At 41.3% G+C, this 26,915-nt stretch carries 26 protein-coding genes and 1 pseudogene; 25 read left to right on the top strand and 2 right to left on the bottom strand.

Translation table 11 applies throughout. The features are described from left to right. The 23 genes from CFY87_RS02220 to CFY87_RS02110 all read left to right on the top strand — a co-directional run. The coding region (locus CFY87_RS02220) for an amino acid kinase family protein (protein ID WP_473786503.1) at positions 1-237 on the top strand (237 nt) is incomplete at its 5' end. A 45-nt stretch (positions 238-282) separates the two neighbouring features. After that, positions 283-840 (top strand): ribosome recycling factor, encoded by a 558-nt coding sequence (frr, locus tag CFY87_RS02215; protein WP_094945661.1) that lies wholly within the window; start codon positions 283-285, stop codon positions 838-840. Between the two features lie 86 nt (positions 841-926). Continuing rightward, positions 927-2,135: a 1-deoxy-D-xylulose-5-phosphate reductoisomerase gene (ispC, locus tag CFY87_RS02210; RefSeq protein ID WP_143226155.1), complete on the top strand. Its 1,209-nt coding sequence runs from the start codon at positions 927-929 to the stop codon at positions 2,133-2,135. A gap of 67 nt (positions 2,136-2,202) precedes the next feature. Beyond that, positions 2,203-2,922 (top strand): polyprenyl diphosphate synthase, encoded by a 720-nt coding sequence (gene uppS / locus CFY87_RS02205; RefSeq protein ID WP_094945660.1) that lies wholly within the window; start codon positions 2,203-2,205, stop codon positions 2,920-2,922. Between the two features lie 12 nt (positions 2,923-2,934). After that, entirely contained in the window at positions 2,935-3,798 is an 864-nt protein-coding gene (locus CFY87_RS02200) for a phosphatidate cytidylyltransferase (protein WP_094945659.1), read from the top strand. A 9-nt stretch (positions 3,799-3,807) separates the two neighbouring features. Continuing rightward, entirely contained in the window at positions 3,808-5,139 is a 1,332-nt protein-coding gene (gene rseP / locus CFY87_RS02195; protein ID WP_094945658.1) for a sigma E protease regulator RseP, read from the top strand. A gap of 29 nt (positions 5,140-5,168) precedes the next feature. Then, entirely contained in the window at positions 5,169-7,538 is a 2,370-nt protein-coding gene (gene bamA / locus CFY87_RS02190) for an outer membrane protein assembly factor BamA (protein WP_094945657.1), read from the top strand. A gap of 106 nt (positions 7,539-7,644) precedes the next feature. Continuing rightward, a complete protein-coding gene (locus CFY87_RS02185; protein WP_094945656.1) occupies positions 7,645-8,310 on the top strand; it encodes an OmpH/Skp family outer membrane protein in 666 nt (221 codons plus the stop codon). After that, on the top strand, positions 8,310-9,332 hold the full coding sequence (gene lpxD, locus CFY87_RS02180) for a UDP-3-O-(3-hydroxymyristoyl)glucosamine N-acyltransferase (protein ID WP_094945655.1): 1,023 nt from the start codon (positions 8,310-8,312) through the stop codon (positions 9,330-9,332). Before CFY87_RS02185 ends, lpxD begins: the two co-directional genes overlap by 1 nt. A 95-nt stretch (positions 9,333-9,427) precedes the next feature. Continuing rightward, positions 9,428-9,880 (top strand): 3-hydroxyacyl-ACP dehydratase FabZ, encoded by a 453-nt coding sequence (fabZ, locus tag CFY87_RS02175; protein WP_272896433.1) that lies wholly within the window; start codon positions 9,428-9,430, stop codon positions 9,878-9,880. Between the two features lie 9 nt (positions 9,881-9,889). After that, a complete protein-coding gene (gene lpxA / locus CFY87_RS02170) occupies positions 9,890-10,678 on the top strand; it encodes an acyl-ACP--UDP-N-acetylglucosamine O-acyltransferase (RefSeq protein ID WP_094945653.1) in 789 nt (262 codons plus the stop codon). A gap of 109 nt (positions 10,679-10,787) precedes the next feature. After that, positions 10,788-11,951 (top strand): lipid-A-disaccharide synthase, encoded by a 1,164-nt coding sequence (gene lpxB / locus CFY87_RS02165; RefSeq protein ID WP_094945652.1) that lies wholly within the window; start codon positions 10,788-10,790, stop codon positions 11,949-11,951. Position 11,952: 1 nt separating this feature from the next. Further along, positions 11,953-12,552, top strand: coding sequence for a ribonuclease HII (gene rnhB / locus CFY87_RS02160; RefSeq protein WP_094945651.1), 600 nt, complete (start codon positions 11,953-11,955; stop codon positions 12,550-12,552). 33 nt (positions 12,553-12,585) lie between these two features. Then, a complete protein-coding gene (locus CFY87_RS02155) occupies positions 12,586-14,448 on the top strand; it encodes an SLC13 family permease (RefSeq protein ID WP_094945650.1) in 1,863 nt (620 codons plus the stop codon). Positions 14,449-14,479: 31 nt separating this feature from the next. After that, entirely contained in the window at positions 14,480-15,058 is a 579-nt protein-coding gene (gene mog, locus CFY87_RS02150) for a molybdopterin adenylyltransferase (RefSeq protein ID WP_094945677.1), read from the top strand. 29 nt (positions 15,059-15,087) lie between these two features. Then, on the top strand, positions 15,088-15,426 hold the full coding sequence (gene glnB, locus CFY87_RS02145) for a nitrogen regulatory protein P-II (RefSeq protein WP_094945649.1): 339 nt from the start codon (positions 15,088-15,090) through the stop codon (positions 15,424-15,426). Positions 15,427-15,428: 2 nt separating this feature from the next. After that, complete coding sequence (locus CFY87_RS02140; RefSeq protein ID WP_094945676.1) at positions 15,429-16,535, top strand: AI-2E family transporter; 1,107 nt, start codon at positions 15,429-15,431, stop codon at positions 16,533-16,535. 199 nt (positions 16,536-16,734) lie between these two features. Next, positions 16,735-17,850 carry a dual-specificity RNA methyltransferase RlmN gene (gene rlmN, locus CFY87_RS02135; protein ID WP_094945648.1) on the top strand — a complete coding sequence of 372 codons (1,116 nt, stop codon included), beginning with the start codon at positions 16,735-16,737 and terminating at the stop codon, positions 17,848-17,850. 44 nt (positions 17,851-17,894) lie between these two features. Further along, a complete protein-coding gene (gene pilW / locus CFY87_RS02130) occupies positions 17,895-18,419 on the top strand; it encodes a type IV pilus biogenesis/stability protein PilW (RefSeq protein ID WP_094945647.1) in 525 nt (174 codons plus the stop codon). A 136-nt stretch (positions 18,420-18,555) separates the two neighbouring features. Continuing rightward, positions 18,556-19,593, top strand: coding sequence for a RodZ domain-containing protein (locus tag CFY87_RS02125; protein ID WP_094945646.1), 1,038 nt, complete (start codon positions 18,556-18,558; stop codon positions 19,591-19,593). Between the two features lie 5 nt (positions 19,594-19,598). Continuing rightward, positions 19,599-20,705 carry a flavodoxin-dependent (E)-4-hydroxy-3-methylbut-2-enyl-diphosphate synthase gene (ispG, locus tag CFY87_RS02120; RefSeq protein ID WP_094945645.1) on the top strand — a complete coding sequence of 369 codons (1,107 nt, stop codon included), beginning with the start codon at positions 19,599-19,601 and terminating at the stop codon, positions 20,703-20,705. Between the two features lie 37 nt (positions 20,706-20,742). Next, a complete protein-coding gene (hisS, locus tag CFY87_RS02115; protein ID WP_094945644.1) occupies positions 20,743-22,017 on the top strand; it encodes a histidine--tRNA ligase in 1,275 nt (424 codons plus the stop codon). 12 nt (positions 22,018-22,029) lie between these two features. Further along, entirely contained in the window at positions 22,030-22,641 is a 612-nt protein-coding gene (locus CFY87_RS02110) for a YfgM family protein (protein ID WP_094945643.1), read from the top strand. Positions 22,642-22,703: 62 nt separating this feature from the next. On the opposite strand, the pseudogene pgtP reads toward CFY87_RS02110, so the two are convergent. Beyond that, a pseudogene (gene pgtP / locus CFY87_RS02105) lies at positions 22,704-24,031 on the bottom strand (phosphoglycerate transporter protein PgtP). A gap of 327 nt (positions 24,032-24,358) precedes the next feature. Between pgtP and CFY87_RS02100 the strand changes: the two are divergent. Both CFY87_RS02100 and CFY87_RS02095 read left to right on the top strand, forming a co-directional pair. Further along, a complete protein-coding gene (locus CFY87_RS02100) occupies positions 24,359-25,807 on the top strand; it encodes an NAD-dependent succinate-semialdehyde dehydrogenase (protein WP_094945642.1) in 1,449 nt (482 codons plus the stop codon). A 3-nt stretch (positions 25,808-25,810) separates the two neighbouring features. Continuing rightward, entirely contained in the window at positions 25,811-26,284 is a 474-nt protein-coding gene (locus tag CFY87_RS02095) for a methyltransferase family protein (protein WP_094945641.1), read from the top strand. Between the two features lie 2 nt (positions 26,285-26,286). On the opposite strand, the gene priC is transcribed toward CFY87_RS02095, so the two are convergent. After that, positions 26,287-26,871 (bottom strand): primosomal replication protein PriC, encoded by a 585-nt coding sequence (gene priC, locus CFY87_RS02090; RefSeq protein WP_094945640.1) that lies wholly within the window; start codon positions 26,869-26,871, stop codon positions 26,287-26,289. Between the last annotated feature and the right edge of the window lie 44 nt (positions 26,872-26,915).

Below are 26,915 nucleotides of genomic sequence, written 5' to 3'. Positions count from 1 at the left end.
GCGACAAAAGTGGATGGGGTTTATGATTCTGATCCGGCGAAAAATTCAGAGGCAAAATTGTATCATCAATTGACTTATGCGGAAGTCATTGACCGAGAATTGCAAGTAATGGATTTGGCAGCATTTACTCTCGCGCGAGATCACCATATGCCGATCCGCGTATTTAATATGGGCAAACCGGGGGCATTGCGTAATGTCATTTTAGGTAAGCAAGAAGGCACATTGATTTGTGAATAATTTTTTACTCAATCTGTAATTTTATCTAATTTAAAAGGAATATCTGTGATTAACGAAATTAAAAAAGATACGCAAGTGCGTATGGAAAAAAGTTTAGAAACCTTTAAAAGTCATATTTCAAAAGTTCGTACTGGACGTGCGCAACCAAGTTTACTTGATGGTATTCAAGTTGATTATTATGGTGCGGCAACGCCACTTCGTCAATTAGCCAATGTTGTGGCAGAAGATGCGCGTACGTTGGCAGTAACTGTTTTTGATCGCAGTTTAATTAGTGCGGTGGAAAAAGCAATCTTAACTTCTGATTTAGGATTAAATCCTTCTTCTGCCGGTACGACTATTCGTGTTCCATTACCTCCACTGACTGAAGAACGTCGTCGCGATTTGATTAAAATCGTAAAAAATGAAGCGGAACAAGGAAAAGTAGCGGTTCGCAATGTGCGTCGTGATGCCAATGATCAAATTAAAGTGTTGTTGAAAGACAAAGAAATTAGTGAAGATGCAGAACGTAAAGCTCAGGATGAAATCCAAAAAATTACTGATCTTTATGTGAAAAAAGTGGATGAAGCTTTAGCGGAAAAAGAAAAAGAATTATTGGATTTCTAATAATTTCAATCGATTACTAATACGCTTGTATGTAGGACGCTATGCTGGCGTCCTTTTTTATGTGATTACGATAAGACAACAGTGCGGTGAAAAATTATGCAAAAAAACAAAAAATAGTGATTTTAGGATCCACCGGTTCGATTGGCAAAAGTACCCTATCAGTGATTGAACACAACTCGGAATCCTACCGGGTATTTGCATTGGTGGGGGGGCGTAATGTCGAATTAATGTTTGAACAATGCGTAAAATTTCAACCGCACTTTGTCGCGTTGGAAAATGAGCAAGCGGCAAAATTGTTGGCAGCAAAGTTATCGGCAGCAGGCAGTCAAACTCAAGTGCTTAGTGGTCAACAAGCGATTTGTGAGCTAGCCGCACATGATGAAGCAGATCAGGTGATGGCTGCAATCGTGGGCGCGGCAGGAGTGTTGCCGACGCTTTCGGCAGTGAAAGCTGGCAAACGCGTGTTGTTGGCAAATAAAGAAGCATTGGTGACTTGTGGGCAAATTTTTATTGATGCGGTTCGGCAATATGGTGCACAATTATTGCCGGTGGATAGTGAACATAATGCGATTTTTCAATCTTTGCCACCGCAAGCTCAAGAAAAAATTGGTTTTTGTCCATTAGCGGAATTAGGTATTAGCAAAATTGTATTGACCGGATCCGGCGGTCCGTTTCGTTATACCGATTTAGCCGACTTTGCACAGATTACGCCGGAACAGGCGGTAGCTCATCCAAATTGGTCAATGGGGAAAAAGATTTCTGTTGATTCGGCGACCATGATGAATAAAGGCTTGGAATACATTGAAGCTCGTTGGTTGTTTAATGCGTCGGCGGATGAAATGGAAGTGATTATTCATCCACAATCAATTATTCATTCAATGGTACGTTATATTGACGGAAGCGTGATTGCACAAATGGGTAATCCGGATATGCGCACGCCGATTGCCGAAACCATGGCGTATCCAAAGCGGATTGTTGCCGGTGTGGCACCGCTTGACTTTTATCAGTTGAGCGGATTGACCTTTATGCAACCGGATTACCAACGTTATCCTTGCTTAAAATTGGCGATTGAAGCGTTTGCTGCCGGACAATATGCGACAACGTCGATGAATGCGGCAAATGAAGTGGCGGTAGAGGCATTTTTAAATAGACAAATTGGTTTTATGGATATTGCGAAAGTGAATCAGGTGACGGTGGAAAAAATGACGCCACAAGTCATTTCTGGGATTGACGATGTATTGTCAGTCGATCGCATAGCACGCGAATTTGCAAAACAAGCGATTTTACGTTTTTAACATGATTAAGCCTATGATATAGTGGCAAGAATAAAAGTGCGGTTAAAAATCCGAGTCAATTGAGCATATGAAAGAAGTAGATCCAGAGAATATTCCACAACACGTTGCGATTATTATGGACGGTAATGGACGTTGGGCGAAACGACAAGGGAAAATGCGTATTTTTGGACATAAAAATGGCGTTTTTGCTGTTCGTCAAGCGGTTGCTTATGCGCGTAAAGTTGGTATAAAGGTGCTGACATTATATGCTTTTAGCAGCGAAAATTGGAATCGTCCGCAACAAGAAGTTAGTGCATTGATGACCTTGTTTATGCAGGCACTTGAGCGTGAAGTAAAAAATTTACATAAAAATAATATTCGGTTAAAAATTATTGGTGATGTGACAGGTTTTAGTACCGGTTTGCAAGAAAAAATCAATGATGCGGAAAAATTAACTGAAAATAACACCGCACTTACCTTGAATATTGCTGCCAATTATGGCGGTTGTTGGGACATTGTGCAGGCGGCAAAAACATTGGCTGGGCAAGTTAAAGAGAATAGGCTGGCAGTTTCAGAGATTACGGAAGTACTGTTTCAGCGTTATTTGGTAACCCAAGATCAACCGCCGGTGGATTTATTGATCCGAACAAGCGGCGAGCAGCGGATAAGTAATTTTTTGTTATGGCAGATTGCCTATGCTGAATTGTATTTTTCCGATGTATTATGGCCGGATTTTAATGAACAAGAATTTCATCAGGCGATCATGGTGTATCAGCAACGCCATCGTCGTTTTGGTAGTGCGGAATAGTGAGGAGATTAAATGCTTAAAGAACGGGTTTTGTCAGCCATTGTGCTTATTGGGATTGTTTTCGCTGCCTTATTTTTATTTTCACCTTTCTATTTTGCCTTGGCATTAGGCGTCGTGGTAACACTTGGTGTGTGGGAATGGACGCAGTTTGCGAAAATTAATGTCGGTTTTTGGCGTATTTTAATTGCCGGCTTATGTGGTGCATTTTTGTTTCTGTGGATTTTTGGCGAAGGCGATTATATCAATGCCGGTCGGGTATTTGAAAATTACGCTCAACCCTTATTGTTGCTTTCCGTGATTTGGTGGTTTGTCGCCTTGGGATTTGTTGTGTACTATCCAATTTCAGCGAAACTTTGGGGAAAATCGGGATTTTTGCAACTTATTTTTGCTTTTTGTACCTTGATTCCTTTCTTAGTCGGCGTTTTAAAATTACGTTTGGACGAGTATGGCGCCAATCCATATCATGGCTTAATGTTGTTGCTGTATGTGTTTATTTTGGTGTGGAGTGCTGATTCCGGTGCTTATTTTGTAGGACGTAAATTTGGCAAACATAAATTAGCGCCAAGCGTATCGCCGGGAAAAACTTGGCAAGGGGTTTTTGGTGGATTAGTGACAGCCGGTGTGCTGGCGACGATTTTTGTTCAAGTGGCGCCGGATAATTTATTTACGGTGGTGATAGTGCCTTTTGTGGTTTTATCGGTAGCCACGGTGGCAATTTCGATCTTAGGAGATTTAACGGAAAGTATGTTTAAACGTGAAAGTGGCATAAAAGACAGTAGCCAATTAATTCCGGGACATGGCGGGATTTTAGATCGAATTGATAGTCTAACCGCCGCAGTACCGTTTTTTGCCTATTTTTATTTTTATGTGTTATAGGAAAGTGCTATGTCATTTTTATGGTCATTAGTTTCATTTTTGATTGTGATCGGTGTCCTTGTTTCTGTACACGAATACGGTCATTTTTGGGCAGCCAGAAAGTGCGGTATAAAAATTCACCGTTTTTCTATTGGGTTTGGCAAAGTATTGTGGTCAAAAATTGATAAACAAGGTACTGAGTTTGCTATTTCGTCAATTCCTTTAGGTGGTTATGTAAAGATGTTGGATGAGCGTAATGAAGCAGTTCCGGCAAACTTAAAACATCAATCCTTTAACAGTAAAACCGTTGCACAACGGGCATTTGTGATTGCTGCCGGACCGATAGCTAACTTTTTATTTGCGATTTTTGCTTATTGGGTGATTTATACGGTTGGCATTCCAAGTGTCAAGCCAGTGATTGAGGAAGTGACGCAAGGTTCAATTGCACAGCAAGCGAAAATCCAGCCTAATTCACAAATTATGGCGATTGATGGAACTGCGACGCCGGATTGGGAAACGATCAATATGCTGTTGGCAACGAAGATGGGGGATCCACAAGTGGAATTGACGCTATCGCTTTTCGGTTCCACGACTTCACAAACCAAAATTCTTGACTTATCGCATTGGACATTTGATCCGGAAAAAGAATCTGCTTTTAGTGCATTAGGCATGATACCGGTTCGAACCAAAGTCGAGATGACCTTGTCTAAAGTGCTGGAAAATTCGCCGGCGGAGCAAGCGGGATTGCAAGTCGGAGATAAAATTTATGCGGATAATGCGCAGTTAATGGCATGGCAGGATTTTGTTAAACTGGCGCAGGCGGGTATCCCTTTTAGTGTAAAAATTGAACGTCAGGGTGAGTTTTTAACGAAAATGATCATCCCGGCATTAAATGAGAAAGGGCAATGGCAAGTGGGGGTGTCGCCGACCTTTCAACCGCTTGCATATGAGTATCGCACAGAATTAAAATATGGTATTCTACAATCTTTGCAAAAAGGGATTGAAAAGACACTTCAGTTATCTTGGCTAACGATTAAAGTTATCGGTAAATTATTTACCGGCGATTTATCTGTAAGTAACTTGAGTGGACCAATTTCTATCGCGAAAGGTGCGGGGGCATCATCCGAAATTGGATTGATTTATTACCTTAGCTTTATGGCACTGATTAGCGTAAACTTAGGGATTATGAATTTACTCCCATTGCCGGTATTAGATGGCGGTCATTTAGTGTTTTTGGCTGCTGAAGCGGTAAAAGGAAAACCCGTTTCCGAGGCTGTACAGAATGTTGCGTACAGAATTGGAGCGATTTTGTTGCTGGTGCTGACTGCATTCGCATTATTTAATGATTTTTTACGTTTATAGTCATTTTTTATAACAGGATAAAAGTAACGATGAAAAAACTTCTAATTGCAAGCCTCTTATTTGGTTCAACAACAGTTGTTGCAGCACCATTTGTGGTGAAAGATATTCGTGTGGACGGTGTACAAGCCGGATCTGAAAGTACGGTGTTAAGCGGTTTGCCTATTCGTGTTGGTCAACGTGCGACGGATAACGATATTGCGAATATTGTAAGAACGTTGTTTTTACGTGGACAATATGATGATGTCAAAGCCTCTAGAGAAGGCGATACCTTAGTTGTTTCTGTGGTGCCTAAACCGATTATTGTCGAGGTAACTTTAGATGGGAATAGTTCAATACCTAATGAGGCACTGAAGGAGAATTTGAATTCTAATGGATTTGCAGTCGGGGATGTTCTTAATCGTGAAAAGCTGGAAGCCTTTCGTCAAAGTTTAGTGGAGTATTATGCGAGTGTAGGTCGCTATAATGCAACCGTAGATACGGTTATTAATACATTACCTAATAACCAAGCGGAAGTGAAGCTAAAAATCAAAGAAAATGATGTAGCAAAATTTAAATCAATTGATTTTATCGGTAATGAAACGGTGAGTAGCAGTAAATTGCAAGAGCAAATGGAGTTACAACCGGATGCATGGTGGAAGCTTTTTGGGAATAAATTCAGCCCGATAGAATTTAATAATGATTTAGACGCAATTCGGGCTTATTACCTAGATAATGGTTATGCAAAATTCCAAATTATAGATACAAATATTCGGCTTAATGAAGATAAAACGGAAGCAAATGTCATTATTAAAGTCAATGAAGGTGAACAATATACGGTAAAAAATGCGCGTATTGTCGGTGATGTAGGTGGTATGTCGGAAGCGTTAACGCCATTATTGAAACAAATTTATATTGACGATACATTCCGTCGTAGTGATGTCGTTAGCGTTGAAGAAAGTATTAAATCAACATTGGGTGAGCAAGGTTATGCGAACGCACAGGTAAATGTTAACTCGGAATTCGATGATGAAAATAAAACTATTGCTTTAACTTTTGTGGTGGATGCTGGTCGTCGTTATTCTGTACGTCAAATTCGTTTTGAGGGCAACACGGTAAGTGCCGATAGCACATTGCGTCAAGAAATGCGTCAACAAGAAGGCGCTTGGTTATCTTCTCAATTAGTGGAATTAGGTAAAGTGCGGTTAGATCGTACCGGATTTTTTGATTCGGTGGAAACTCGTACTGAAAACGTACCGGGGGTAGATGATAAACTGGACGTTATCTATAAAGTAAAAGAACGTAATACCGGCAGTATCAACTTCGGTATCGGTTACGGTACAGAAAGCGGTTTAAGTTATCAAGCCAGTGTTAAACAAGACAACTTCTTAGGAATGGGATCATCTATCAGTTTGGGCGGTTCCCGTAACGATTACGGTACCAGTATTAACTTAGGTTATACCGAACCGTATTTCACCAAAGATGGTGTAAGTTTAGGGGGTAACGTTTTCTATGAAAGTTATGATAACTCTCGCAATGATACCTCTGCGTCTTATTCACGTACCAGTTATGGTATCAATGGAACCTTAGGTTTTCCGGTAAATGAAAATAACTCATATTATTTAGGGTTAGGTTATATACATAACGAATTGAAAAATATTGCTCCGGAATACACTCGTGATCTTTATCGTCAATCTATGGGATATAATAACAATGATTGGCAGTTTAAATCGGATGATTTTGAACTGTCAATGGGATGGAACTATAATAGTTTGAACCGAGGCTTTTTCCCTACTTCCGGGGTGAAAGCCTCTATTAGCGGTAAGGTGACTGTTCCGGTTTCAGATAATAAATATTATAAACTAAGCACCAATGTACAAGGATATTATCCGTTAGATCGTGATCATACATGGGTTATTTCCGGTTCATTGGGGGCAGCCTATGCAAATGGATTTGGAGGTAAAAATTTACCGTTTTATCAATTTTATACAGCCGGCGGTATAGGTTCATTGCGTGGATTTGCTTATGGTGCGGTAGGTCCTCAAGCGATTTATCAGGAGCGCAATGGACAATGGGGTTATGTGAATAATGATATTATCGGCGGTAATGCGATGATGAGCAGTAGTGCCGAGCTTATTGTACCGACACCGTTTGTTGCCGATAAAAACCAACGTAGTGTCAGAACGTCATTATTTATTGATGCAGCGAGTGTTTGGAATACCAAGTGGAGCGCAAAAGATAAACAACTTTTTCCAAAATTACCCGATTATAGTGATCCATCACGTGTTCGTGTTTCTGCCGGTATTGGTTTTCAATGGCAATCTCCAATCGGACCTTTGGTCTTCTCATATGCCAAACCGTTGAAAAAATATGATGGGGATGAGATTGAGCAGTTCCAATTTAGTATTGGAGGAACTTTCTAGATATGGAACTTTTATTAACATATATAGTCTAATGTCTTGTTCTTGTCCTATAGATTCGTTTATAGTACAGGAGGTAAATAGTAATTAATTAAAGGAAAAGTTAAAAATGAAAAAAGCTGTAAAATTAACCGCACTTTCTTTAGGTTTAGCATTGGCATCTTCATTTGCTATGGCAGAGGAAAATATTGCTTTCTTAAATGTGGATTATGCATTTGTCAATAATCCAACCCGTCAAGCTGAATTGAAAAAAATGGACAAGGAGTTCAAAGCACCGGCAGATAAACTTAAAGCTGATGAAAAAGTGTTACAAGATAAAAAAGCAAGTTTTGAAAAAGAAATTGATGATAAAGCTAAAGCAATTGATAAAGAAATTGAATCCAAGGTTAAGTCTTTAGAGAAAGATGCACCGAAATTACGTCAAGCGGATATAAAAAAACGCCAAGATGGAATTTCGGCTTTAGCTAAAAAACGTCAAGGTGAGATACAAGAGCTGATTTCTCAACGTAATGCTGATTTTAATAAATTAGTTGAAGAACACCAGAAAAATGTTGCTAAGTTCCAAGCTGATGTGCAACAACGTGAGAGAGAAATTAATCAAAAAGCATTGGTTGAAATCCAAAAAACAGCAACTGATATCGCAAAAGCTAAAAATTTCTCTATTGTTTTAGATGAAAAAACGGTTGTTTATACAGTAGAAGGTAAAGATATTACCGAAGATGTGCTAAAAGCACTGCCACAACCGGCAACTTCTACGACAAAACAGGCTAAATAATGCGAGATTATTCTCTTCAAGAATTATCGACTCAAATCGGCGCTATCCTTCGCGGTAACGCCGATGTTGTTGTTGAAAGTATTGCATCACTAGATAACGCGAATGCACGACAATTGACGTTTATTTCTAATGTAAAATTTCGTGAAAAATTAGCACAGTCTCAAGCCGGAGCAATTATTGTTTCTGATGCGGATGTGGATTTTTGTGCGCCTGAAAGCAATTTATTAATTGTGAAAGATCCTTATGTGGCATATGCGATTTTAGCGCAATATATGGATAATACACCGAAAGCGGCAAACCATATTGCCGAAAGTGCAGTCGTTTCTTGTTCTGCTATTTTAGGTAATAATGTGGCAGTGGGCGCCAATGCTGTGATTGAAGATGGTGTGGTGTTAGGTGATGATGTGGTGGTTGGTGCCGGTTGTTTTATCGGTAAAAATGTTAAAATCGGTGCCGGAACACAATTATGGGCGAACGTTTCCGTTTATCATGAAGTGAAAATCGGTGAACACTGTTTAATTCAATCCGGAGCGGTAATTGGTAGTGATGGTTTTGGTTATGCTAATGATCGTGGTCGTTGGATTAAAATTCCGCAAACGGGAACGGTGTTAATCGGTAATCATGTCGAAATCGGCGCCTGTACTTGTATTGATCGTGGTGCATTGGATGCAACGGTAATCGAAGATAATGTGATCATTGATAACCTTTGTCAAATTGCGCATAACGTCCATATCGGTACGGGAACTGCAGTTGCCGGTGGCGTGATTATGGCGGGAAGCTTGAAAGTCGGACGTTATTGTTTGATTGGTGGTGCAAGTGTTATTAATGGACATATGGAAATTTGTGATAAAGTCACGGTGACAGGAATGGGAATGGTAATGCGACCGATTACCGAACCGGGCATTTATTCTTCAGGGATTCCATTACAAACCAATAAGGAATGGCGTAAAACCGCTGCGCTCACCTTAGACATTGATAAGATGAATAAGCGTTTAAGAACTTTAGAAAAAAAACTTTCGTAAAAAACGTGCCACAATTTGTGGTACGTTTTGTATTGAACGGTTAAATATCGTATAATTTCACCTAGTGATATTTTATTCTTTAAATTAAAGGTACTATTGTGACGACTACAACAACTGCAAGAACAATTGAAGCAAAAGAAATTATGACGCTACTTCCTCATCGCTATCCGTTTTTATTGGTGGATCGAGTTACGGATTTTGAAGAGGGTCGTTGGCTTAAAGCAGTGAAAAATGTCAGTGTGAATGAGCCTTGTTTTACAGGGCATTTCCCCGGAGAGCCGATTTTACCCGGTGTCTTAATTCTTGAAGCCTTGGCGCAAGCCATGGGGATTTTGGCGTTTAAAACCCATGAACTTCAAGGTGGCGAATTATTTTACTTTGCGGGTATTGATGAAGCTCGTTTTAAATGTCCTGTGTTGCCGGGCGATCAAATGGAATTAAGCGTTACCGTAATTAAAGAACGTCGCGGAGTGACCGCATTTACCGGCATTGCGACGGTAAATGGTAAAGTGGCTTGTGAAGCAAAATTAATGTGCGCTCGTCGCTAAGAGGTGAATATGATTCATGCTAGTGCAAAAATCCATCCGTCGTCTATCATTGAGGAAGGGGCAAAGATCGGTGAAAACGTAGTTATCGGTCCATTTTGTATTGTGGAACGAGGTGTTGAAATTGGCAAAGGCACCGTGTTAAATTCCCATGTAGTTGTTAAAGGTGAGACGAAAATTGGCGAAGATAACCGGATTTTCCAATTTGCCAGCATTGGTGAAATAAATCAAGATCTGAAATATCATGGTGAGCCGACCAAGACGGTGATTGGTGATCGTAACCGTATTCGTGAAAGCGTAACCATTCATCGTGGTACGGTGCAAGGTGGGGGAGTAACGCGTATTGGTGATGATAATTTATTTATGATCAATGCACACATTGCCCATGATTGCCAAATTAAAAATCGTTGTATTCTGGCAAATAATGCCACCTTAGCCGGTCATGTTGAGTTGGATGATTTTGTCATTGTTGGCGGAATGTCGGCAATCCACCAATTTGTGATCATCGGCGCACACGTGATGCTCGGTGGTGGATCAATGGTTAGTCAAGATGTACCGCCTTATGTAATGGCGCAAGGAAACCATGCGCAGCCTTTTGGAGTCAATATTGAAGGATTAAAACGTCGTGGCTTTGATAAACCGACCTTACACGCGATTCGTAATGTATATAAATTGATTTATCGTAGCAGCAGAACCCTAGAAGATGTGATGCCGGAAATCGAAAATTATGCGGAACGCGAAAGTGCGATTAGTTTTTTCCTGGATTTCTTCAAACGCTCAACTCGTGGTATTATTCGTTAGATAATTCATAAAAAATCCCGTTATTTTTAACCGCACTTTTGTTATATTAAGTGCGGTTATTTTTTATTTCGTTTTTATCATTTTAAATGGCACATAAGGTAAATCAAAAATGCAAAAGAATAGTCCGACTATTGCCATTGTCGCCGGCGAAGTGTCCGGCGATATTTTAGGTGCAGGCTTAATTCGTAGCCTAAAAATACGCTATCCCCATGCGCGTTTTATCGGTATTGGTGGGGAAAAAATGAGTGCTGAAGGATTTGAATCCCTCGTTGATATGGAAGAGATTGCGGTGATGGGGTTGGCGGAAGTGGTGAAGCATTTGCCGCGTTTGTTAAAAATTCGGCGCTTAGTGATTGATACCATGCTGAAGAAAAAGCCGGATATTTTTATCGGCATTGATGCACCGGATTTTAATCTGGATATTGAGTTGAAATTAAAAGAAAATAGGATAAAAACCATTCATTACGTCAGCCCGTCCGTTTGGGCATGGCGACAAAATCGGATTCATAAAATCGCTAAAGCTACCCATTTGGTGTTAGCATTTTTGCCTTTTGAAAAAGCTTTTTACGATCGTTTTAACGTGCCTTGTCGATTTATTGGGCATACGATGGCGGATGCGATCGCCTTAAAACCGTCACGTACTGAAGCTTGTCGATTATTAAATATTGAAGAAAATCAACGTTATGTCGCGATCTTGGTAGGCAGTCGCGGTTCGGAAGTGGAGTTTTTAAGCGTACCTTTTTTACAAGCTGCAAAATTGCTCAAACAACAATTTCCGGATATTCAATTTTTGGTTCCTTTGGTCAATGAGAAACGTCGCGCGCAGTTTGAGCAAATTAAAGCAGAAATTGCACCGGAGCTGGAGATGTATTTATTGGATGGACAATCGCGCCAATCTATGATCGCGGCAGAGGCAACCTTGTTGGCGTCAGGTACTGCCGCGTTGGAATGTATGTTGTGTAAATCACCAATGGTGGTGGGTTATCGCATGAAAGCGACCACTTACTTTTTAGCCAAGCGCTTAGTTAAAACAGAGTATATTTCTTTGCCGAATTTGTTGGCGAATGAAATGCTGGTACCGGAGATGATCCAAGAGGAATGCGAAGCAGAAAAATTAGCGCAGAAAATGGCAGTTTATTTAAGCCAAGAGGAAGAAGCGGTGCAACAGCGACATCATTTAATTCAGCGTTTTGTCGATTTACATCAATTAATTCAATGTGATGCAGATAAACAAGCGGCTCAATCGGTGATTGATTTATTGGAAAATATATAAGATGCGGCAATTTGATTATCCGGATTATCAATTTATCGCCGGTGTGGATGAAGTGGGACGTGGTCCCTTAGTGGGTGCCGTGGTGACCGCTGCAGTGATTTTAGATCCCAATCAGCCGATTGAAGGATTGAATGACAGTAAAAAATTATCTGAGAAAAAGCGGGTGTTACTTGCCGAGGAAATTAAGCAAAAGGCATTAGCTTGGAGCTTGGGGCGTGCAGAAGCGGCAGAAATTGATCGATTAAATATCTTGCACGCTACCATGTTGGCAATGCAAAGAGCGGTGAAAAATTTAAAAATTCAACCGCACTTTGTGTTAATTGATGGAAACCGTGCTCCTGATTTACCCATGCCGGTACAGGCGGTGGTGAAAGGGGATAGTTTGGTGGCAGAAATTAGCGCAGCGTCGATTTTGGCGAAAGTGGCAAGAGATCAGGAGATGTTAGTACTCGACCGTCGCTACCCGGATTATGCCTTTGCGCAACACAAAGGTTATCCAACCAAATTGCATTTGGAAAAATTGGCACAGCTTGGCGTGTTGCCTGAATATCGTCGTAGCTTTGCACCGGTAAAAAAATATTTAGTAAGTACAAAAAAATAAAACCCATGCGTTAGAGAGGAGTAGAAAATATTTATGTCTTTTTGGGAGCAACAAATCGGTTTATTGACTTCCCCGTTATTGTGGGTGGTGATTTTTTTGCTGGTGGCGATTTTTTTGTTCGTACGCAATAAAATTCGTATGGATGTCGTGGCGTTGTTGGTCATGTTGGTCTTTAGTTTAAGTGGTATTCTGACTACAGAAGAAGTACTGGCCGGCTTTAGTGATCCTAACATTATTTTGATAGCTTTACTTTTTATTGTAGGTGAGGGATTGGTGAGAACCGGAATCGCTTATCAAGTGAGTGAGTGGTTAATTAAGGTGTCGAAAAACAGCGAAACTAAAGTGTTGGTATTGCTAATGTTAGCGGTAGCTGGATTGGGGGCTTTTATGAGTTCTACCGGCATTGTGGCGATTTTTATTCCTGTGGTGTTGGTGATTTGTCGGCAGATGAATATTTCGCCGAAGCGTTTGATGATGCCACTGAGTATTGCCGGTTTAATTAGCGGGATGATGACATTAATTGCCACAGCGCCTAACTTGGTGGTGAACTCCGAATTGGTGCGTGCTAGTGGCGAACGTTTTAGCTTTTTCTCTTTTACTCCTATTGGTGTGGTGATTTTGCTGATTGGTATTTTATATATGTTAATCGCTCGGCGCTGGTTGGATAATGCAGATGAAACTTACGCAGAGAATAATGAGCGTTATTCGCTGAAAGAATTAATTGAAGAATACGAACTTTCCAGTCGCACCAAACGATTTGTCGTGCGTAGCGGTTCGGATTTTATCGGTCAGCCAATAGAAGAATTACATTTACGTTCAAAATATGGATTAAATGTATTGGCAATTCAACGCTGGAAACGTTTTAGACCAGTTTTTTTATCTGTTTCATTGGGAAAAGTTGATATAAAAGAGAAAGATATTTTATTGATAGATATTAGTAATCCGGAATTTGATCAGGGGAATTTCTGTCAACTTCATCAATTAGAGCCGGCGGAAATTCGCAGATACGATTTTAATCAACAGGTAAAATCCATTGGTATGGTCGAGGTGACGCCTATTCCCGATAGTGATTATTTAGGCAGAAGTATTGCGGAAATTCGTTTTCGTTCGCGTTATGGCGTAAATATCATTGGAATAAAGCGTAATAATGAAATTTTGCGTGGTAATTTGGTGGAAGAACCGCTCAAAGCCGGCGACCTGTTATTGGTTATTGGGGCATGGAAATTGATCCAAGAAATGAACTTAAAAACCAAAAGTTTTTTAGTCTTGGATTATCCGACGGAGATCGAACGCGCTGCGCCGGCACAAACTCAAGCATTACATGCTTTGTTTTCCGTATTGATCATGGTTGTATTAATGGTTACGGGGATCGTACCGAATGTAGTGGCGGCATTGATTGCTTGTCTATTGTTAGCGAAGTTTCGCTGCGTGGATGCTAAAAGCGCGTATGCCTCTATCCATTGGTCAAGTTTGATTTTGATTATCGGTATGATGCCATTTTCGATTGCGTTGCAAAAAACCGGCGGGGTTAATTTAATCGTTGATTTTATGATCGAAACTGTCGGCGGCATGGGTAAACATTGGATATTAATTTTCTTATTTATGATAAGCGCGGTAATCGGGTTGTTTATTTCAAATACCGCAACTGCAATTTTAATGGCACCTATCGCGATCACCTTAGCGCAGCATTTAAATGTGTCGCCGACGCCTTTTGCCATGACTGTGGCTATTGCGGCTTCCTCGGCATTTATGACGCCGATTTCTTCGCCGGTCAATACCATGGTTCTTGGTCCCGGGAATTATCGCTTTGGCGATTTTGTTAAAGTCGGTGTCCCATTTACCATTTTAGTGATGTTGGTGACCGTATTTTTGGTACCAATATTATTCCCTTTTTAATAACAAAATAATGAGTGAAATTATGCAAAATATGACCGCACTTTTAAAAATTGGCTTAGTTTCTGTTTCTGATCGTGCTTCGCAAGGTGTTTATCAAGATCAAGGCATTCCGGAATTGCAGGCTTGGTTGCAGCAAGCGCTCGTTGGTCCCTTTGTGATAGAGAGTCGTTTAATTCCGGACGAGCAGGTGATGATTGAGAAAACCTTGCGTGAATTAGTGGATGAACAGCATTGCCATTTAGTGTTAACCACCGGTGGGACGGGACCGGCAAAACGGGATGTGACCCCGGATGCAACCTTAGCGGTGGCAGATCGTGAAATGCCGGGCTTTGGTGAGCAAATGCGACAAGTCAGTCTGCATTTTGTGCCGACCGCGATTTTATCTCGCCAAGTGGGGGTTATTCGTAAAAAGAGTTTGATTTTAAATTTACCGGGTCAGCCGAAAGCGATTAAAGAAACCTTGGAGGGTGTGAAAGATGAAAATGGCAAGGTTATCGTGCGCGGGATTTTTGCGGCGGTACCTTATTGTTTGCAACTTATCGATGGGATTTATATTGATACCCATCCATCTGTCATTGAAAGTTTTAGACCAAAATCCGCCGGACGTTAAAAGTGCGGTCAAAAAAACAGGAGTTTTAGATGAAAAAAATTGAAGCGATTATTAAGCCGTTTAAATTGGATGATGTGCGCGAAAGCCTTTCCAATATTGGGATTACCGGTATGACCGTAAGCGAAGTTCGCGGTTTTGGGCGGCAAAAAGGGCATACTGAGTTATATCGCGGGGCGGAGTATATGGTGGATTTTTTGCCTAAAGTGAAACTGGAAATTGTGGTAGCAGACGATATTGTGGATCAGTGTGTAGAGACTATTATTGATGCTGCACAGACAGGAAAAATCGGTGATGGAAAAATTTTTGTCACAAATGTTGAACGAGTAATCCGCATTCGTACCGGCGAAGAAAACGAGGAGGCGATTTAATGATGACAAAATCTTCTTCTGTGACCGGAACGCTGGTTGCCATTGCTGCAATGGTTGTTATTCTTGCTGGGGTGAAATTGGCGGGCGAGGTTGTCGTTCCGTTTTTATTGTCGTTATTTATTGCGATTATTTGTTCGCCGACAATTAAATTTATGACCGATCGCAAGGTGCCGCATTGGTTGGCGATAACCTTATTATTGGTGTTTATTTTGATTATCTTTTTCTTTTTGCTCGGTTTAATTAACAGCACAGTACGCGAATTTACGCAATCCATTCCGCAATATCGTATATTGTTAAACGAGCGGATTTCCGATATTTTGGCGTTGGCGCAGCGGTTTCATTTGCCGATAAATATTTCGCGCGAAAGCGTGATGGAATATTTCGATCCGAGTGTATTGATGGAGTTTGTCAGTCGTGTTTTGTTAGGTTTTTCCGGCGTAGTAACGAATGTTTTTGTGCTGCTGTTGGTGGTGATTTTTATGTTATTGGAGGCGCCGACTATCAAGTACAAATTGGCATTAGCGTTGAGTCAAAATAATCAAGATGTAGTGCGTGAAGAACGCTATCTCAATCGCATTTTACAAGGTGTCATTAGCTATTTGGGAGTGAAAACCGTGACCAGTTTAATGACGGGGATCGCGATTTGGATTTTGCTTAAAATCGCCGGGGTACAATATGCGATTTTGTGGGCAACGCTTAGCTTTTTGTTGAATTATATACCCAATATTGGCTCAATCATTGCCGCGGTACCGATTATTGTGCAAGCGCTATTGTTAAACGGGTTTGGTGCAGGACTTGTGACAGCCGCCGGCGTGTTGGTGATTAATATGGTGTTCGGCAATATTTTGGAGCCGCGTATGATGGGGCGTACTTTGGGGTTATCTACGCTGATTGTATTTTTATCCTTGCTATTTTGGGGGTGGTTGTTGGGGACGGTGGGGATGTTGTTATCGGTTCCTTTGACCATGGTATTTAAAATCGCGCTTGAAGCGGATGAATCTACTATAAAATACGCCGCGTTGTTAGGTGATGTTAGCGAGGTGCATTTTGCGGACAGTACTAACGCTGATATTCCGTTAGAAAAAACGAAAACCCGTAGACAAAAATGAGCAATAAAATGTGCTTAAAATTGACCGCACTTTTTTCGGATTTAGCGATCCGGATCGCAAAAAAGTGCGGTGATTTTTTCTTTTGTTTTGCTAAACTGAAGAAAACATCTAGATTAATCGGAGTGAAACCAGTACAATCGCAGCCTATTTTTATCTGATTTATCATCCATGCCACAAGGTGTAATAACGAGGCTGAAGTATGTCGACGAAAACTAATTTAATGAATTTAACTCGCCAACAAATGCGCGAGTTTTTTAAAGAACTTGGGGAAAAACCATTTCGCGCCGATCAATTAGTCAAATGGATTTACCATTTCGGTGAAGATAATTTTGACAATATGACCAATATTAACAAAGTATTGCGTGAAAAACTGAAAGCGGTTGCGGAAATTAAAGCGCCGGAAGTGGCGGTCGAGCAACGTTCGGCGGACGGAACGATCAAATGGGCGATGCAAGTAGGGGATCAACAGGTGGAAACTGTGTATATTCCGGAAGAGGATCGTGCGACGTTATGTGTTTCTTCGCAAGTGGGATGCGCTTTGGCTTGTACTTTTTGCTCCACCGCGCAGCAAGGGTTTAACCGTAATCTTACGGTTTCGGAAATTATCGGGCAAGTATGGCGTGCGTCAAAAATTATTGGTAATTTTGGCGTGACCGGAGTGCGTCCGATTACCAATGTGGTGATGATGGGTATGGGGGAGCCCTTACTGAATGTGGCAAATGTGGTACCGGCAATGGAGATTATGTTAGATGATTTTGCATATGGATTATCCAAACGTCGTGTGACCCTTTCTACTTCCGGCGTGGTACCGGCATTGGATAAATTAAGCGAAATGATTGATGTCGCCTTGGCGATTTCTTTGCACGCGCCGAATGATGAATTGCGTAATGAAATTGTACCGATCAATAAAAAATATAATATTAAAATGTTGATTGATTCGGTTAATCGTTATTTAAGTGTTTCCAATGCGAATCATGGTAAAGTGACTATTGAATATGTGATGTTGGATCACGTAAATGAGAGCGTTGAACACGCACACCAATTAGCGGAAGTGTTGAAAAATACGCCGTGCAAAATCAATTTAATTCCGTGGAACCCGTTCCCGCAAGCACCTTATGCGAAAAGTTCCAATACGCGTATTGATCGCTTCCAGAAAACCTTGATGGAATATGGATTTACCGTGATTGTGCGTAAAACGCGCGGCGACGATATTGATGCCGCTTGTGGGCAATTGGCAGGTGAGGTGATTGATCGTACCAAACGCACTGCACAGAAAAAACAATTTGGACAGGCGATTACGGTTAACGTGCAATAATAAATCGAAAATGAAGGAGGCAAAATGCAACGACGTTATTTCAAATGGTTCAATTTTGGTTTTTTCCTTTTTTATTAGCGGCTTGTGTGTCACAAGCACCACAGCAAGATTTTGATAAACAAGAAGCAGCGAAAGCACGCGTTGAGTTGGGGCTGGGCTATTTGGCACAGCAGCAAGTTAGCCACGCCAAATTAAATTTGGATAGAGCCTTAAGCTATGCGCCGGAGTATTATTTAGTGCATTCAGCATTGGCATATTATCACCAAATGCAAGGTGAAGTTGAACAAGCCGAACAATCCTATCAAGCTGCAATTCAATTAGATAAAAAGCAAGGGGATACCTTTAATAATTACGGTACGTTTTTGTGTTCTCATGGGCGTTTTGACGAGGCGTATCAGCAATTTCAATCTGCCTTAGATACACCGAATTATTATCATCAAGCGGAAACCTACGAAAATATTGCACTTTGTGCATTATCGGCACAAGATATGCCCCGTTTTCAGCAATATCTTGCTTTATTAGAGAAAGTTTCTCCACAGCGTGTGGCAAGTTTGCGTCAAATGCAATAAAAGTGCGGTAATGATTTCGCGTATTTTGTTTTTGGGGTAGTTTTATTTTCTATATTCACAGCAATAACTGTTGCAAAACCGAGCTTACGACTTTAAACTCTACTTTCCAATAAAAGCAATCTAACCCGTAGAAATTATGACGAATTTAAAAACCAATCAGGAACAAATCGAAATAACCGGCGAACTTAATTTAGGCGAGCGTTTTCGTCAGGCACGCGAAGCATTGCAACTGTCTTTTGATGATGTAGCAAAAGAAATTAATTTACGCCCGACAATTTTAGCTCATCTTGAAAATAATGAATTTTCTCATAAATCCATTCCGGCAACCTTTATGAAAGGCTATATTCGTTGTTATGCTAAATTTTTACATTTGCCAGCTGCGGAATGGGAATCTGTGGTCGCGGGGTTAAGCGATACCGTGCATAACGATTTGGCAAAAAACAGTCTAGCGACGAAATCAGTTAATCAATACTCTTTTCATAGTCATCGTTGGGTAGGCTATATTACTATTTTGGTAATTTTAGTGGTGGCGGGGATGACCGCGCTTTGGTGGTGGGAAAACTACCAACAATCCAATCAAGAACGGGAAAATTTTGTACAAACCTATACACAATCTAATGAACCTGCTTCTGTGTCTGTTGATGTGCCGGCAGCTGCTCCGGTAGCAGAAGCGATATTAGATAAACCGACAGAACAAAATATAACTAATGTGGTAGGTGATATGACGACAAATGCCACGAACGAAAATGCAAATGCTGATATGACGAATTTACCGGCAGCAAGTGACAATATGAGCATAGCGAAAGCGACAGATACAAGCACGAATAATGCTGTGGGTGAGTTTATTATGCCGGCAACCTCTACCCGAGCGTTACAATCCGAAATGGAGAAAATGACGGGGAATAATGCGATTAAAACGGTGCAAGCAACACCGGTGATCAGTGGCGATTTAGTGATTGAAGTGACGGGCGCGAGCTGTTGGATTAGTGTACATGATACAAACCGCAAAGTATTAGCACAAAAAGAATATAAACAAGGTGAAATTTTAACCTTTAACAAAGGGGCGCCATATTCTTTAATTATTGGTGCGCCGGGTAATGTTAAAATTACTTACAAAGGTGAGGCTTATCCGTTAAAAGTGGATGGGCGTGTAGCGAGATTTAAATTGCAATAAAGATTATGTCATCATTTAAACCAACTATTCAACGTCGTCAATCGACAAAAATTTATGTGGGTAACGTCCCTGTCGGCGGAGATGCGCCGATTGCGGTACAATCCATGACCAATACGAGAACCACAGATGTGGAAGCGACCGTGGTGCAAATTAAGGCATTAGAGCGTGTAGGTGCAGATATTGTTCGTGTTTCTGTTCCAACCATGGATGCCGCGGAAGCCTTCAAATTGATTAAACAACAAGTGAAAGTGCCTTTAGTAGCGGATATTCATTTTGATTATCGTATTGCGCTAAAAGTTGCGGAATATGGTGTGGATTGTTTGCGTATTAACCCCGGCAATATTGGGCGCGAAGATCGTATTCGTGCGGTGGTGGATTGCGCGAAAGATAAAAATATTCCGATTCGAATTGGGGTGAATGCAGGTTCGTTAGAAAAAGATTTACAAGAGAAATATGGCGAGCCGACACCGGAAGCTTTGTTGGAAAGTGCATTACGTCATGTGGAAATTTTAGATCGCTTGAACTTTGATCAATTTAAAGTGAGCGTGAAAGCTTCGGATGTATTTTTGGCTGTAGAAAGTTATCGTTTGCTGGCGAAAGCCATTAAGCAACCGTTGCATTTGGGAATTACGGAAGCAGGCGGTGCGCGCGCGGGCGCGGTGAAAAGTGCGGTCGGTTTGGGGATGCTTTTAGCCGAAGGTATCGGCGATACGTTGCGCGTATCGTTGGCAGCAGATCCCGTGGAGGAAATTAAAGTTGGCTTTGATATTTTAAAATCGCTGCGTATTCGTTCGCGCGGGATTAATTTTATCGCTTGCCCAACCTGTTCTCGTCAAGAGTTTGATGTTATTGGTACGGTTAATACGCTTGAACAACGCTTAGATGATATTATTACGCCAATGGATGTATCGATTATCGGTTGTGTGGTCAACGGGCCGGGCGAGGCATTGGTCTCTGATTTGGGGGTGACCGGTGGAAATAAAAAAAGTGGTTTTTATTTAAATGGCGAACGCCAACGGGAACGCTTTGATAATGATGATTTGATTAATCAATTAGAAGCGAAAATTCGTGCTAAAGTAGCACAACAAGATCCGAAAAATCGGATTATTTAATGTATTATTAACAGCCGGTAGAAATAGGAAAAAAAGCGTGGCAAAAACAATTCAAGCAATTCGAGGAATGAATGACTGTTCTCCGACCGAAAGTCCGTTGTGGCAATGGGTGGAAGGAAAAGTGCGGTCGGTTTTACAAAATTATGGCTATTCGGAAGTACGTATGCCGATTGTGGAGAGTACGCCATTATTTGCGCGAGCCATCGGTGAAGTGACCGATGTAGTGTCAAAAGAGATGTATACTTTCTGGGATAATGATGAGCAATTGACCTTACGTCCGGAAGGGACTGCCGGTTGTGTACGCGCCGCGATTGAACACGGTTGGATTTATAATAACGAACAACGTTTTTGGTATTTAGGCCCTATGTTCCGCCATGAACGTCCACAAAAAGGGCGTTACCGCCAATTTCACCAAGTTGGTGTGGAGATTTTCGGTATTGCCAACCCTGAAATTGATGTGGAGTTAATATTGTTAACCGCACGGTTGTGGAAGGAATTGGGCATTTTTGAGCATGTGACTTTACAACTTAACTCTATTGGTTCTTTACAAGCACGTCAAAATTATCGTACAGCATTAGTGGCATTTTTAGCACAACACCTTGATTTACTTAGCGAAGAGGAAAAAGAACGATTAATAAAAAATCCGCTGCGGATTTTAGACAGTAAAAATGAAGTGTTGCAAAAGGTCTTAAATGATGCGCCAAAACTGTTGGATTATTTGGATAACGACAGTCGTGAGCATTTTTCCCGAGTGTGTGCATTATTGGATGCTATGGGTATTCAGTATGAAGTCAACCCCAAATTGGTGCGTGGTTTAGATTACTATAATGATACGGTATTTGAATGGGTAACTTCCGCACTTGGTGCGCAAGGAACAGTTTGTGGAGGCGGGCGTTATGACAGCTTAGTGGAACAACTTGGAGGGCATGCAACTAACGGGGTTGGTTTTGCAATGGGGCTGGAACGTTTGGTTTTGCTCGTGCAGGAAGTCAATCACCAAATTGAGTTGCCGAGATCGGTAGATATTTATGTAATTTATGCAGGTGAAAATACGACATTGCCGGCATTTCAGTTAGCAGAAAGAGTGCGGACAGCATTGCCACATTTACGTACTATGGTTCATTGTAGCGGGGGTAATTTTAAAAAACAGTTTAAGCGTGCAGATAAAAATGCAGCAAAAATTGCGTTAGTAATTGGCGAAAGTGAAGTAGCGCAAGGGCAAGTGATTGTCAAAGATTTATTAGCCGGCGTCGAACAGCAATTCGTAGCGCTGGATGATATTGTGGCACATCTTAGTCAAGTTTTTAATTAAAAGGGGAACAATATGGCTTATACCATTGAAGAAGAACAGGAAATTAATGACATAAAGGCGTGGTGGAATGAGAATTATAAATCCATCATTGCGATTGTGGTGCTGGTGTTTGCAGGTGTGTTTGGTTGGAAATATTGGCAGAATTATCAAGCCGGACAAATTCAGCTGCTTTCTGCACAATATGATCAATTAATTTATGGCACGGAAAAAGGTGAGGCGAAAAATGCGCAGTTGGAACAATTTGCGAAAGATAACAGTAAAACTGCTTATGCGGTGTTAGCGCTTTTTGAGCGTGCGAAAAGTGCGGTGGAAAATAACGATTTTTCTGCGGCGGAAAGTGCGTTGAAACAAGCCATGAGCGAATCTTCTGATGAGGTTTTAACTTCGCTTGCGGCGTTGCGTTTGGCGACGGTGCAATTCCAATTGCAATCTTTTGATGCGGCATTGGAAACCTTGAAATCAGTGAAAGGCAGCAGTTGGGATAGTCGCAAAAATTTATTGACCGGTGATATTTTTGCGGCAAAAGGCGATAAAACCGGAGCGAAAGCCAGTTTTGAAGCGGCACTTACTAAGGCTGATCAATTGGAACGGCAATTAATTCAAGTGCGGTTAAATAATTTATAGTTTTCGTGCTAAAGAAAAGAGCTGATTATCATCAGCTCTTTTTTATATTTTCATTTAATCGGTTAACCTCTGATCGGTTTATGTAATAGGGTAAAAGCAATAAACCCGAAGCCGAGGAAGCAGGATGCGATTAATGCATAAAAACCGCCGTCCCATCCGTATAAGTCAACTAATTTACCCATGACCCAACCGGCACTGGCAGAACCGAGAAGATAGCCGAATAAGCCGGTTAATCCCGTTGCGGTTCCGGTTGCTACGCGAGGAATTAAATCCGCAGCTTGTAAACCAATCATCATCACCGGTCCGTAGATTAAAAAACCGATTGCCACTAGACAAATATTATCCACTAACGGATTACCCGCTGGGTTTTTCCAGTAAATAATAATGGCAATTAATACACCAACCAGGAAGAATAACATTGGTGGGGCGCGGTGACCTTTAAATACTTTATCACTTAAATAACCGCTGGCGAGCATTCCGAAGATACCGGCGTATTCATATAAGAAATAAGCCCAGCTTTGTTTATCCACAGTAAAATGCTTCACTTCTTTTAAGTAAGTTGGTGCCCAGTCGATAATTCCATAGCGAATGAAGTAAACAAAGACGTTTGCAATGGCGATTGCCCATAGAAATTTGTTATGAATAATATATTTGAAGAAAATATCTTTTGAGGATAACGTGTGTGCGGATTCCACTTTCTCAATCACTTTTTCCCCTTTCCATTCATCTACCGGTGGCAAGCCTTGTGATTCCGGTGTATCTCTCATTAGCCAGAACATGATTAAGGCTAGTACAATGGCGATAAGTGCTGGTAAGTAGAATAAAGATTGCCATACGCCAAAAACGGATAAACCAAGGATAGCTAATGGTCCGATTAATCCGCCACGATATTGTGTGACACATTCCACCAACTCCACCAAACCCCACGCTCGGAGACGGAGAACCAGTTCGTCATGGTTTTCGCACCCGGTGGATAGCCCATACCTTGAAACCAACCATTTAAGGCAGCTAAAATTATCATGAACGGAATAGACGCAAGAACACCGGGAACTAAACCGAAAATTAAGCTGACAAGGGCAGATCCCAGCAAACCGATAGTAATAAAATATTTGGGGTTACTTCTGTCGGAAACGTTTCCCATGATGAATTTACTGAAACCGTAAGCAAGCGATAACGCCACACCGACCATCCCCAGATCCGCTTTAGTAAATCCATACTCGTCAATTAAATAAGGGATGGCGAGTGAGAAGTTTTTACGTATTAAGTAATAAGCTGCGTATCCAATGAATACCCCGGCAAATACTTTTCAGCGTAATTTTTTATATTCTACATCAACTAATGCATCATCCATCCTCTTTGTAGGAGGGGAGGCTTTTAAAAATGAAAACATAATGTTCTCCTAAATTATTCTTGTTTAGTCTTAATTTTATGATGAAGTCATTATCAAAAAATGCGATAAGACAAGGTGAGTATATAATCAGGAAGAACGCTGAACAATGTTATTTTCTTGATTAAAATCAATATATTAGCATTCATTTAAAATATAATACAAAATTAAAAATAGTCCTAAATAGTGATAAAGTTTATTCTTAATAGGGTGTAAGAATTATTCCTAGAAAAAAGAAAGTCACTGTATCTTTTGAGCGGATTGTAGTATGTTAAAAAAGGAAATAGGTTCTGAATAAATTGATTGAATAGTATTTGAGGTAAACAAAGTATGGTAGATTTCACATTATTACGTACACAAGCCTACATTAATGGCGCATTTATTTCGGCAAAAAATAACCGCACTTTTACAGTATTTAATCCGGCAAACCGGCAAGTTATTGCGCAAGTTGCCAGTTGTGGTGTGGAAGAAACCCAAGCAGCCATTCAAGCGGCGAAAGTGGCGCAGCAAGATTGGAAAGCCTTGACAGCAAAAGCGCGGTCAAAAATTTTGCAAAAATGGTTTGCTTTGATCATGCAACATCAAGAAGAATTGGCGTATTTATTAAGTTTGGAGCAAGGAAAACCGCTGGCAGAGGCACGCGGCGAAATTGCTTATGGTGCCAGTTTTATTGAGTGGTTCGCAGAAGAAGCCAAGCGCGCTTATGGCGAGATTATTCCGCAAGATCGTGATGGGCGCCGATTATTGGCGGTGAGACAGCCAATTGGTGTAGTGGCAGCGATTACGCCTTGGAATTTCCCGAATGCAATGATTACGCGCAAAGCTGCCCCAGCATTGGCGGTAGGTTGTAGTGTTGTCATTAAACCTGCGCCGGAAACTCCGTTATCAGCATTAGCATTAGCCGAATTGGGGCATCAAGCCGGCATTCCGCAAGGCGTGTTTAACGTGCTGCCGACAGATCAGGCGCAAGAGGTTGGTGCAGTGTTGACTTCGCATCCGGATGTGCGCGCCTTGACGTTTACCGGCTCGACGAAGGTAGGAAGATTGCTGATGGCACAATGTGCGGGCAGCGTGAAAAAAGTGAGTTTGGAATTAGGCGGTAATGCGCCATCATTGGTGTTTGATGATGCAGATTTAGAGAAAGCGGTTGATGGTGTAGTTGCTTCTAAATTCAGAAATTCCGGTCAAACATGCATTTGTACTAATCGAATTTATGTGCAACGTGGTATTTATCGCGCTTTTGCTGATCGATTGGCGCAAAAAGTGCGGTCATTTTCTGTGGGCGATTTTACTTTGCCGGAAAGCAATATCGGTCCGTTGATCACGGAAAATGCAGTATTGAAAATTGAGCAACATATTGCAGATGCGGTCAGTCGCGGTGCGGTAGTGACGCAAGGCGGAAAACGTCATGCTTTAGGCGGTACTTTTTTTGAACCAACGGTATTGGAAAATGTAACACAAGATATGTTGGTTTGCCATGAAGAAACCTTTGCACCGCTGGCGCCATTGATTCCGTTTGATCATGAAGCAGAGGCAATTGCTATGGCAAATGATAGCGAGTTTGGTCTGGCGGCGTATTTATATACGGAAAATCATCAACGTATTTGGCGGGTGAGCGAAGCGTTGGAAGCAGGAATTGTGGGCATTAATGAAGGTTTAGTTTCCTCCGAAGTGGCACCTTTTGGCGGCGTAAAACAATCCGGATTGGGACGTGAGGGCGGACGCCAGGGCTTGGATGAATTTCTCGAAATGAAATATCTGTGTATAAATGTGGCGTAAAAGATGAACTTGCAGAAATCTGATTTGTCTACGGTGAAAAAACAGCAAAAAATTCCACCGCCCTTGCTATTTTTAGCCGGGGTAGTGGCGTTGAAACAGATGCCAATATGGGGCACATTTCAACTTCATTGGCTTTGGATTATTCCGCCATTATTACTGGCGGGGATATTTGCATTGGGCAGTTTATGGCGATTTTGGCAAGTGCACACCACAGTCAGCCCGATGACGCCGGAGAAAACAAGCTCGCTGGTCACCGATAGTGTTTATGCTTGGAGTCGTAATCCGATGTATTTAAGTTTATTATTGGTACTATTTGCTTATTTTCTTTGGTTAGGAAATGGGCTGGGAATTGTTGTCTTGGCAACGTTTGTTTGGGCATTGACACATTGGCAAATTAAGGCGGAAGAACGCGCGTTGCTTGCATTATTCGGCGAGGAATATGCGCAATATTGTACTCGTGTGCGTCGGTGGTTATAGCCTTATTCTTCCGTTATGGTGGATAAGTATTCTTCTAATAAATCAATAGCCTCCTGGCAGTGATCATGTCGTTGTCGGGTGATTTGAGTTTTTTTTGACCAATATTGTTTTTCTTGATCTGAACGAGCTTGATAAAATGCCAGTTGGTTATTTTCTATTATTTCATTTAATTGCAATAAGAATTCATAATATTTGGCTAAACGCTCTCTTGGCGGTAATTGATAGAGAGCGTTTTGCATTTGTTGGCGTTCAGAAGCGTGGCGTTTTTGAGAGTTTTGCGTGGAGGAGGAGGGTTGGAGCGTGGAATCCGTATCTTGGCGTTGTAGAGCGTCGATAAGTGCATGACATTGCGCCAATAATTTTTGGCTGTAAAAATCGGTTTGGGGTTGTGTGTTGTCGGATAACTTTGCCAATTGAGCTAGAGTTTGTTCAATTTCGCCGAGGTAATCTTTCAGTTGCGCAAAATCGTCACGAAATAAAGTGCGGTCAAATTTAGCTAAGATTTGTTGATCCCGCTGGGTTTGATAGGAGGAAAAAAGACTTCGCACTGTTTGGCGCAGTTGTTGATGTAGGCTTGAGGTTGGCATAAGTTTTGGTCAAAATGTTTATCGGAAAGGGACGCTTGCGGCGT

The sequence above is a fragment of the Actinobacillus seminis genome (assembly GCF_002263215.1).
Classification (GTDB): Bacteria; Pseudomonadota; Gammaproteobacteria; order Enterobacterales; family Pasteurellaceae; genus Actinobacillus_B; species Actinobacillus_B seminis.
This window is presented reverse-complemented; position numbering and strand designations above follow the sequence as displayed.

What these genes read in the sequence shown, in the direction of transcription:
- lpxA (WP_094945653.1), top strand. Translation starts at nt 9,890, where the DNA reads ATGATTCATGCTAGTGCAAAAATCCATCCGTCGTCTATCATTGAGGAA.
- uppS (WP_094945660.1), top strand. Translation starts at nt 2,203, where the DNA reads ATGAAAGAAGTAGATCCAGAGAATATTCCACAACACGTTGCGATTATT.
- rlmN (WP_094945648.1), top strand. Translation starts at nt 16,735, where the DNA reads ATGTCGACGAAAACTAATTTAATGAATTTAACTCGCCAACAAATGCGC.
- CFY87_RS02140 (WP_094945676.1), top strand. Translation starts at nt 15,429, where the DNA reads ATGACAAAATCTTCTTCTGTGACCGGAACGCTGGTTGCCATTGCTGCA.
- CFY87_RS02200 (WP_094945659.1), top strand. Translation starts at nt 2,935, where the DNA reads ATGCTTAAAGAACGGGTTTTGTCAGCCATTGTGCTTATTGGGATTGTT.
- CFY87_RS02125 (WP_094945646.1), top strand. Translation starts at nt 18,556, where the DNA reads ATGACGAATTTAAAAACCAATCAGGAACAAATCGAAATAACCGGCGAA.
- ispG (WP_094945645.1), top strand. Translation starts at nt 19,599, where the DNA reads ATGTCATCATTTAAACCAACTATTCAACGTCGTCAATCGACAAAAATT.
- lpxD (WP_094945655.1), top strand. Translation starts at nt 8,310, where the DNA reads ATGCGAGATTATTCTCTTCAAGAATTATCGACTCAAATCGGCGCTATC.
- bamA (WP_094945657.1), top strand. Translation starts at nt 5,169, where the DNA reads ATGAAAAAACTTCTAATTGCAAGCCTCTTATTTGGTTCAACAACAGTT.
- CFY87_RS02110 (WP_094945643.1), top strand. Translation starts at nt 22,030, where the DNA reads ATGGCTTATACCATTGAAGAAGAACAGGAAATTAATGACATAAAGGCG.
- lpxB (WP_094945652.1), top strand. Translation starts at nt 10,788, where the DNA reads ATGCAAAAGAATAGTCCGACTATTGCCATTGTCGCCGGCGAAGTGTCC.
- rnhB (WP_094945651.1), top strand. Translation starts at nt 11,953, where the DNA reads ATGCGGCAATTTGATTATCCGGATTATCAATTTATCGCCGGTGTGGAT.
- mog (WP_094945677.1), top strand. Translation starts at nt 14,480, where the DNA reads ATGACCGCACTTTTAAAAATTGGCTTAGTTTCTGTTTCTGATCGTGCT.
- CFY87_RS02155 (WP_094945650.1), top strand. Translation starts at nt 12,586, where the DNA reads ATGTCTTTTTGGGAGCAACAAATCGGTTTATTGACTTCCCCGTTATTG.
- glnB (WP_094945649.1), top strand. Translation starts at nt 15,088, where the DNA reads ATGAAAAAAATTGAAGCGATTATTAAGCCGTTTAAATTGGATGATGTG.
- CFY87_RS02185 (WP_094945656.1), top strand. Translation starts at nt 7,645, where the DNA reads ATGAAAAAAGCTGTAAAATTAACCGCACTTTCTTTAGGTTTAGCATTG.
- priC (WP_094945640.1), bottom strand. Translation starts at nt 26,871, where the DNA reads ATGCCAACCTCAAGCCTACATCAACAACTGCGCCAAACAGTGCGAAGT.
- rseP (WP_094945658.1), top strand. Translation starts at nt 3,808, where the DNA reads ATGTCATTTTTATGGTCATTAGTTTCATTTTTGATTGTGATCGGTGTC.
- CFY87_RS02095 (WP_094945641.1), top strand. Translation starts at nt 25,811, where the DNA reads ATGAACTTGCAGAAATCTGATTTGTCTACGGTGAAAAAACAGCAAAAA.
- CFY87_RS02100 (WP_094945642.1), top strand. Translation starts at nt 24,359, where the DNA reads ATGGTAGATTTCACATTATTACGTACACAAGCCTACATTAATGGCGCA.
- pilW (WP_094945647.1), top strand. Translation starts at nt 17,895, where the DNA reads ATGGTTCAATTTTGGTTTTTTCCTTTTTTATTAGCGGCTTGTGTGTCA.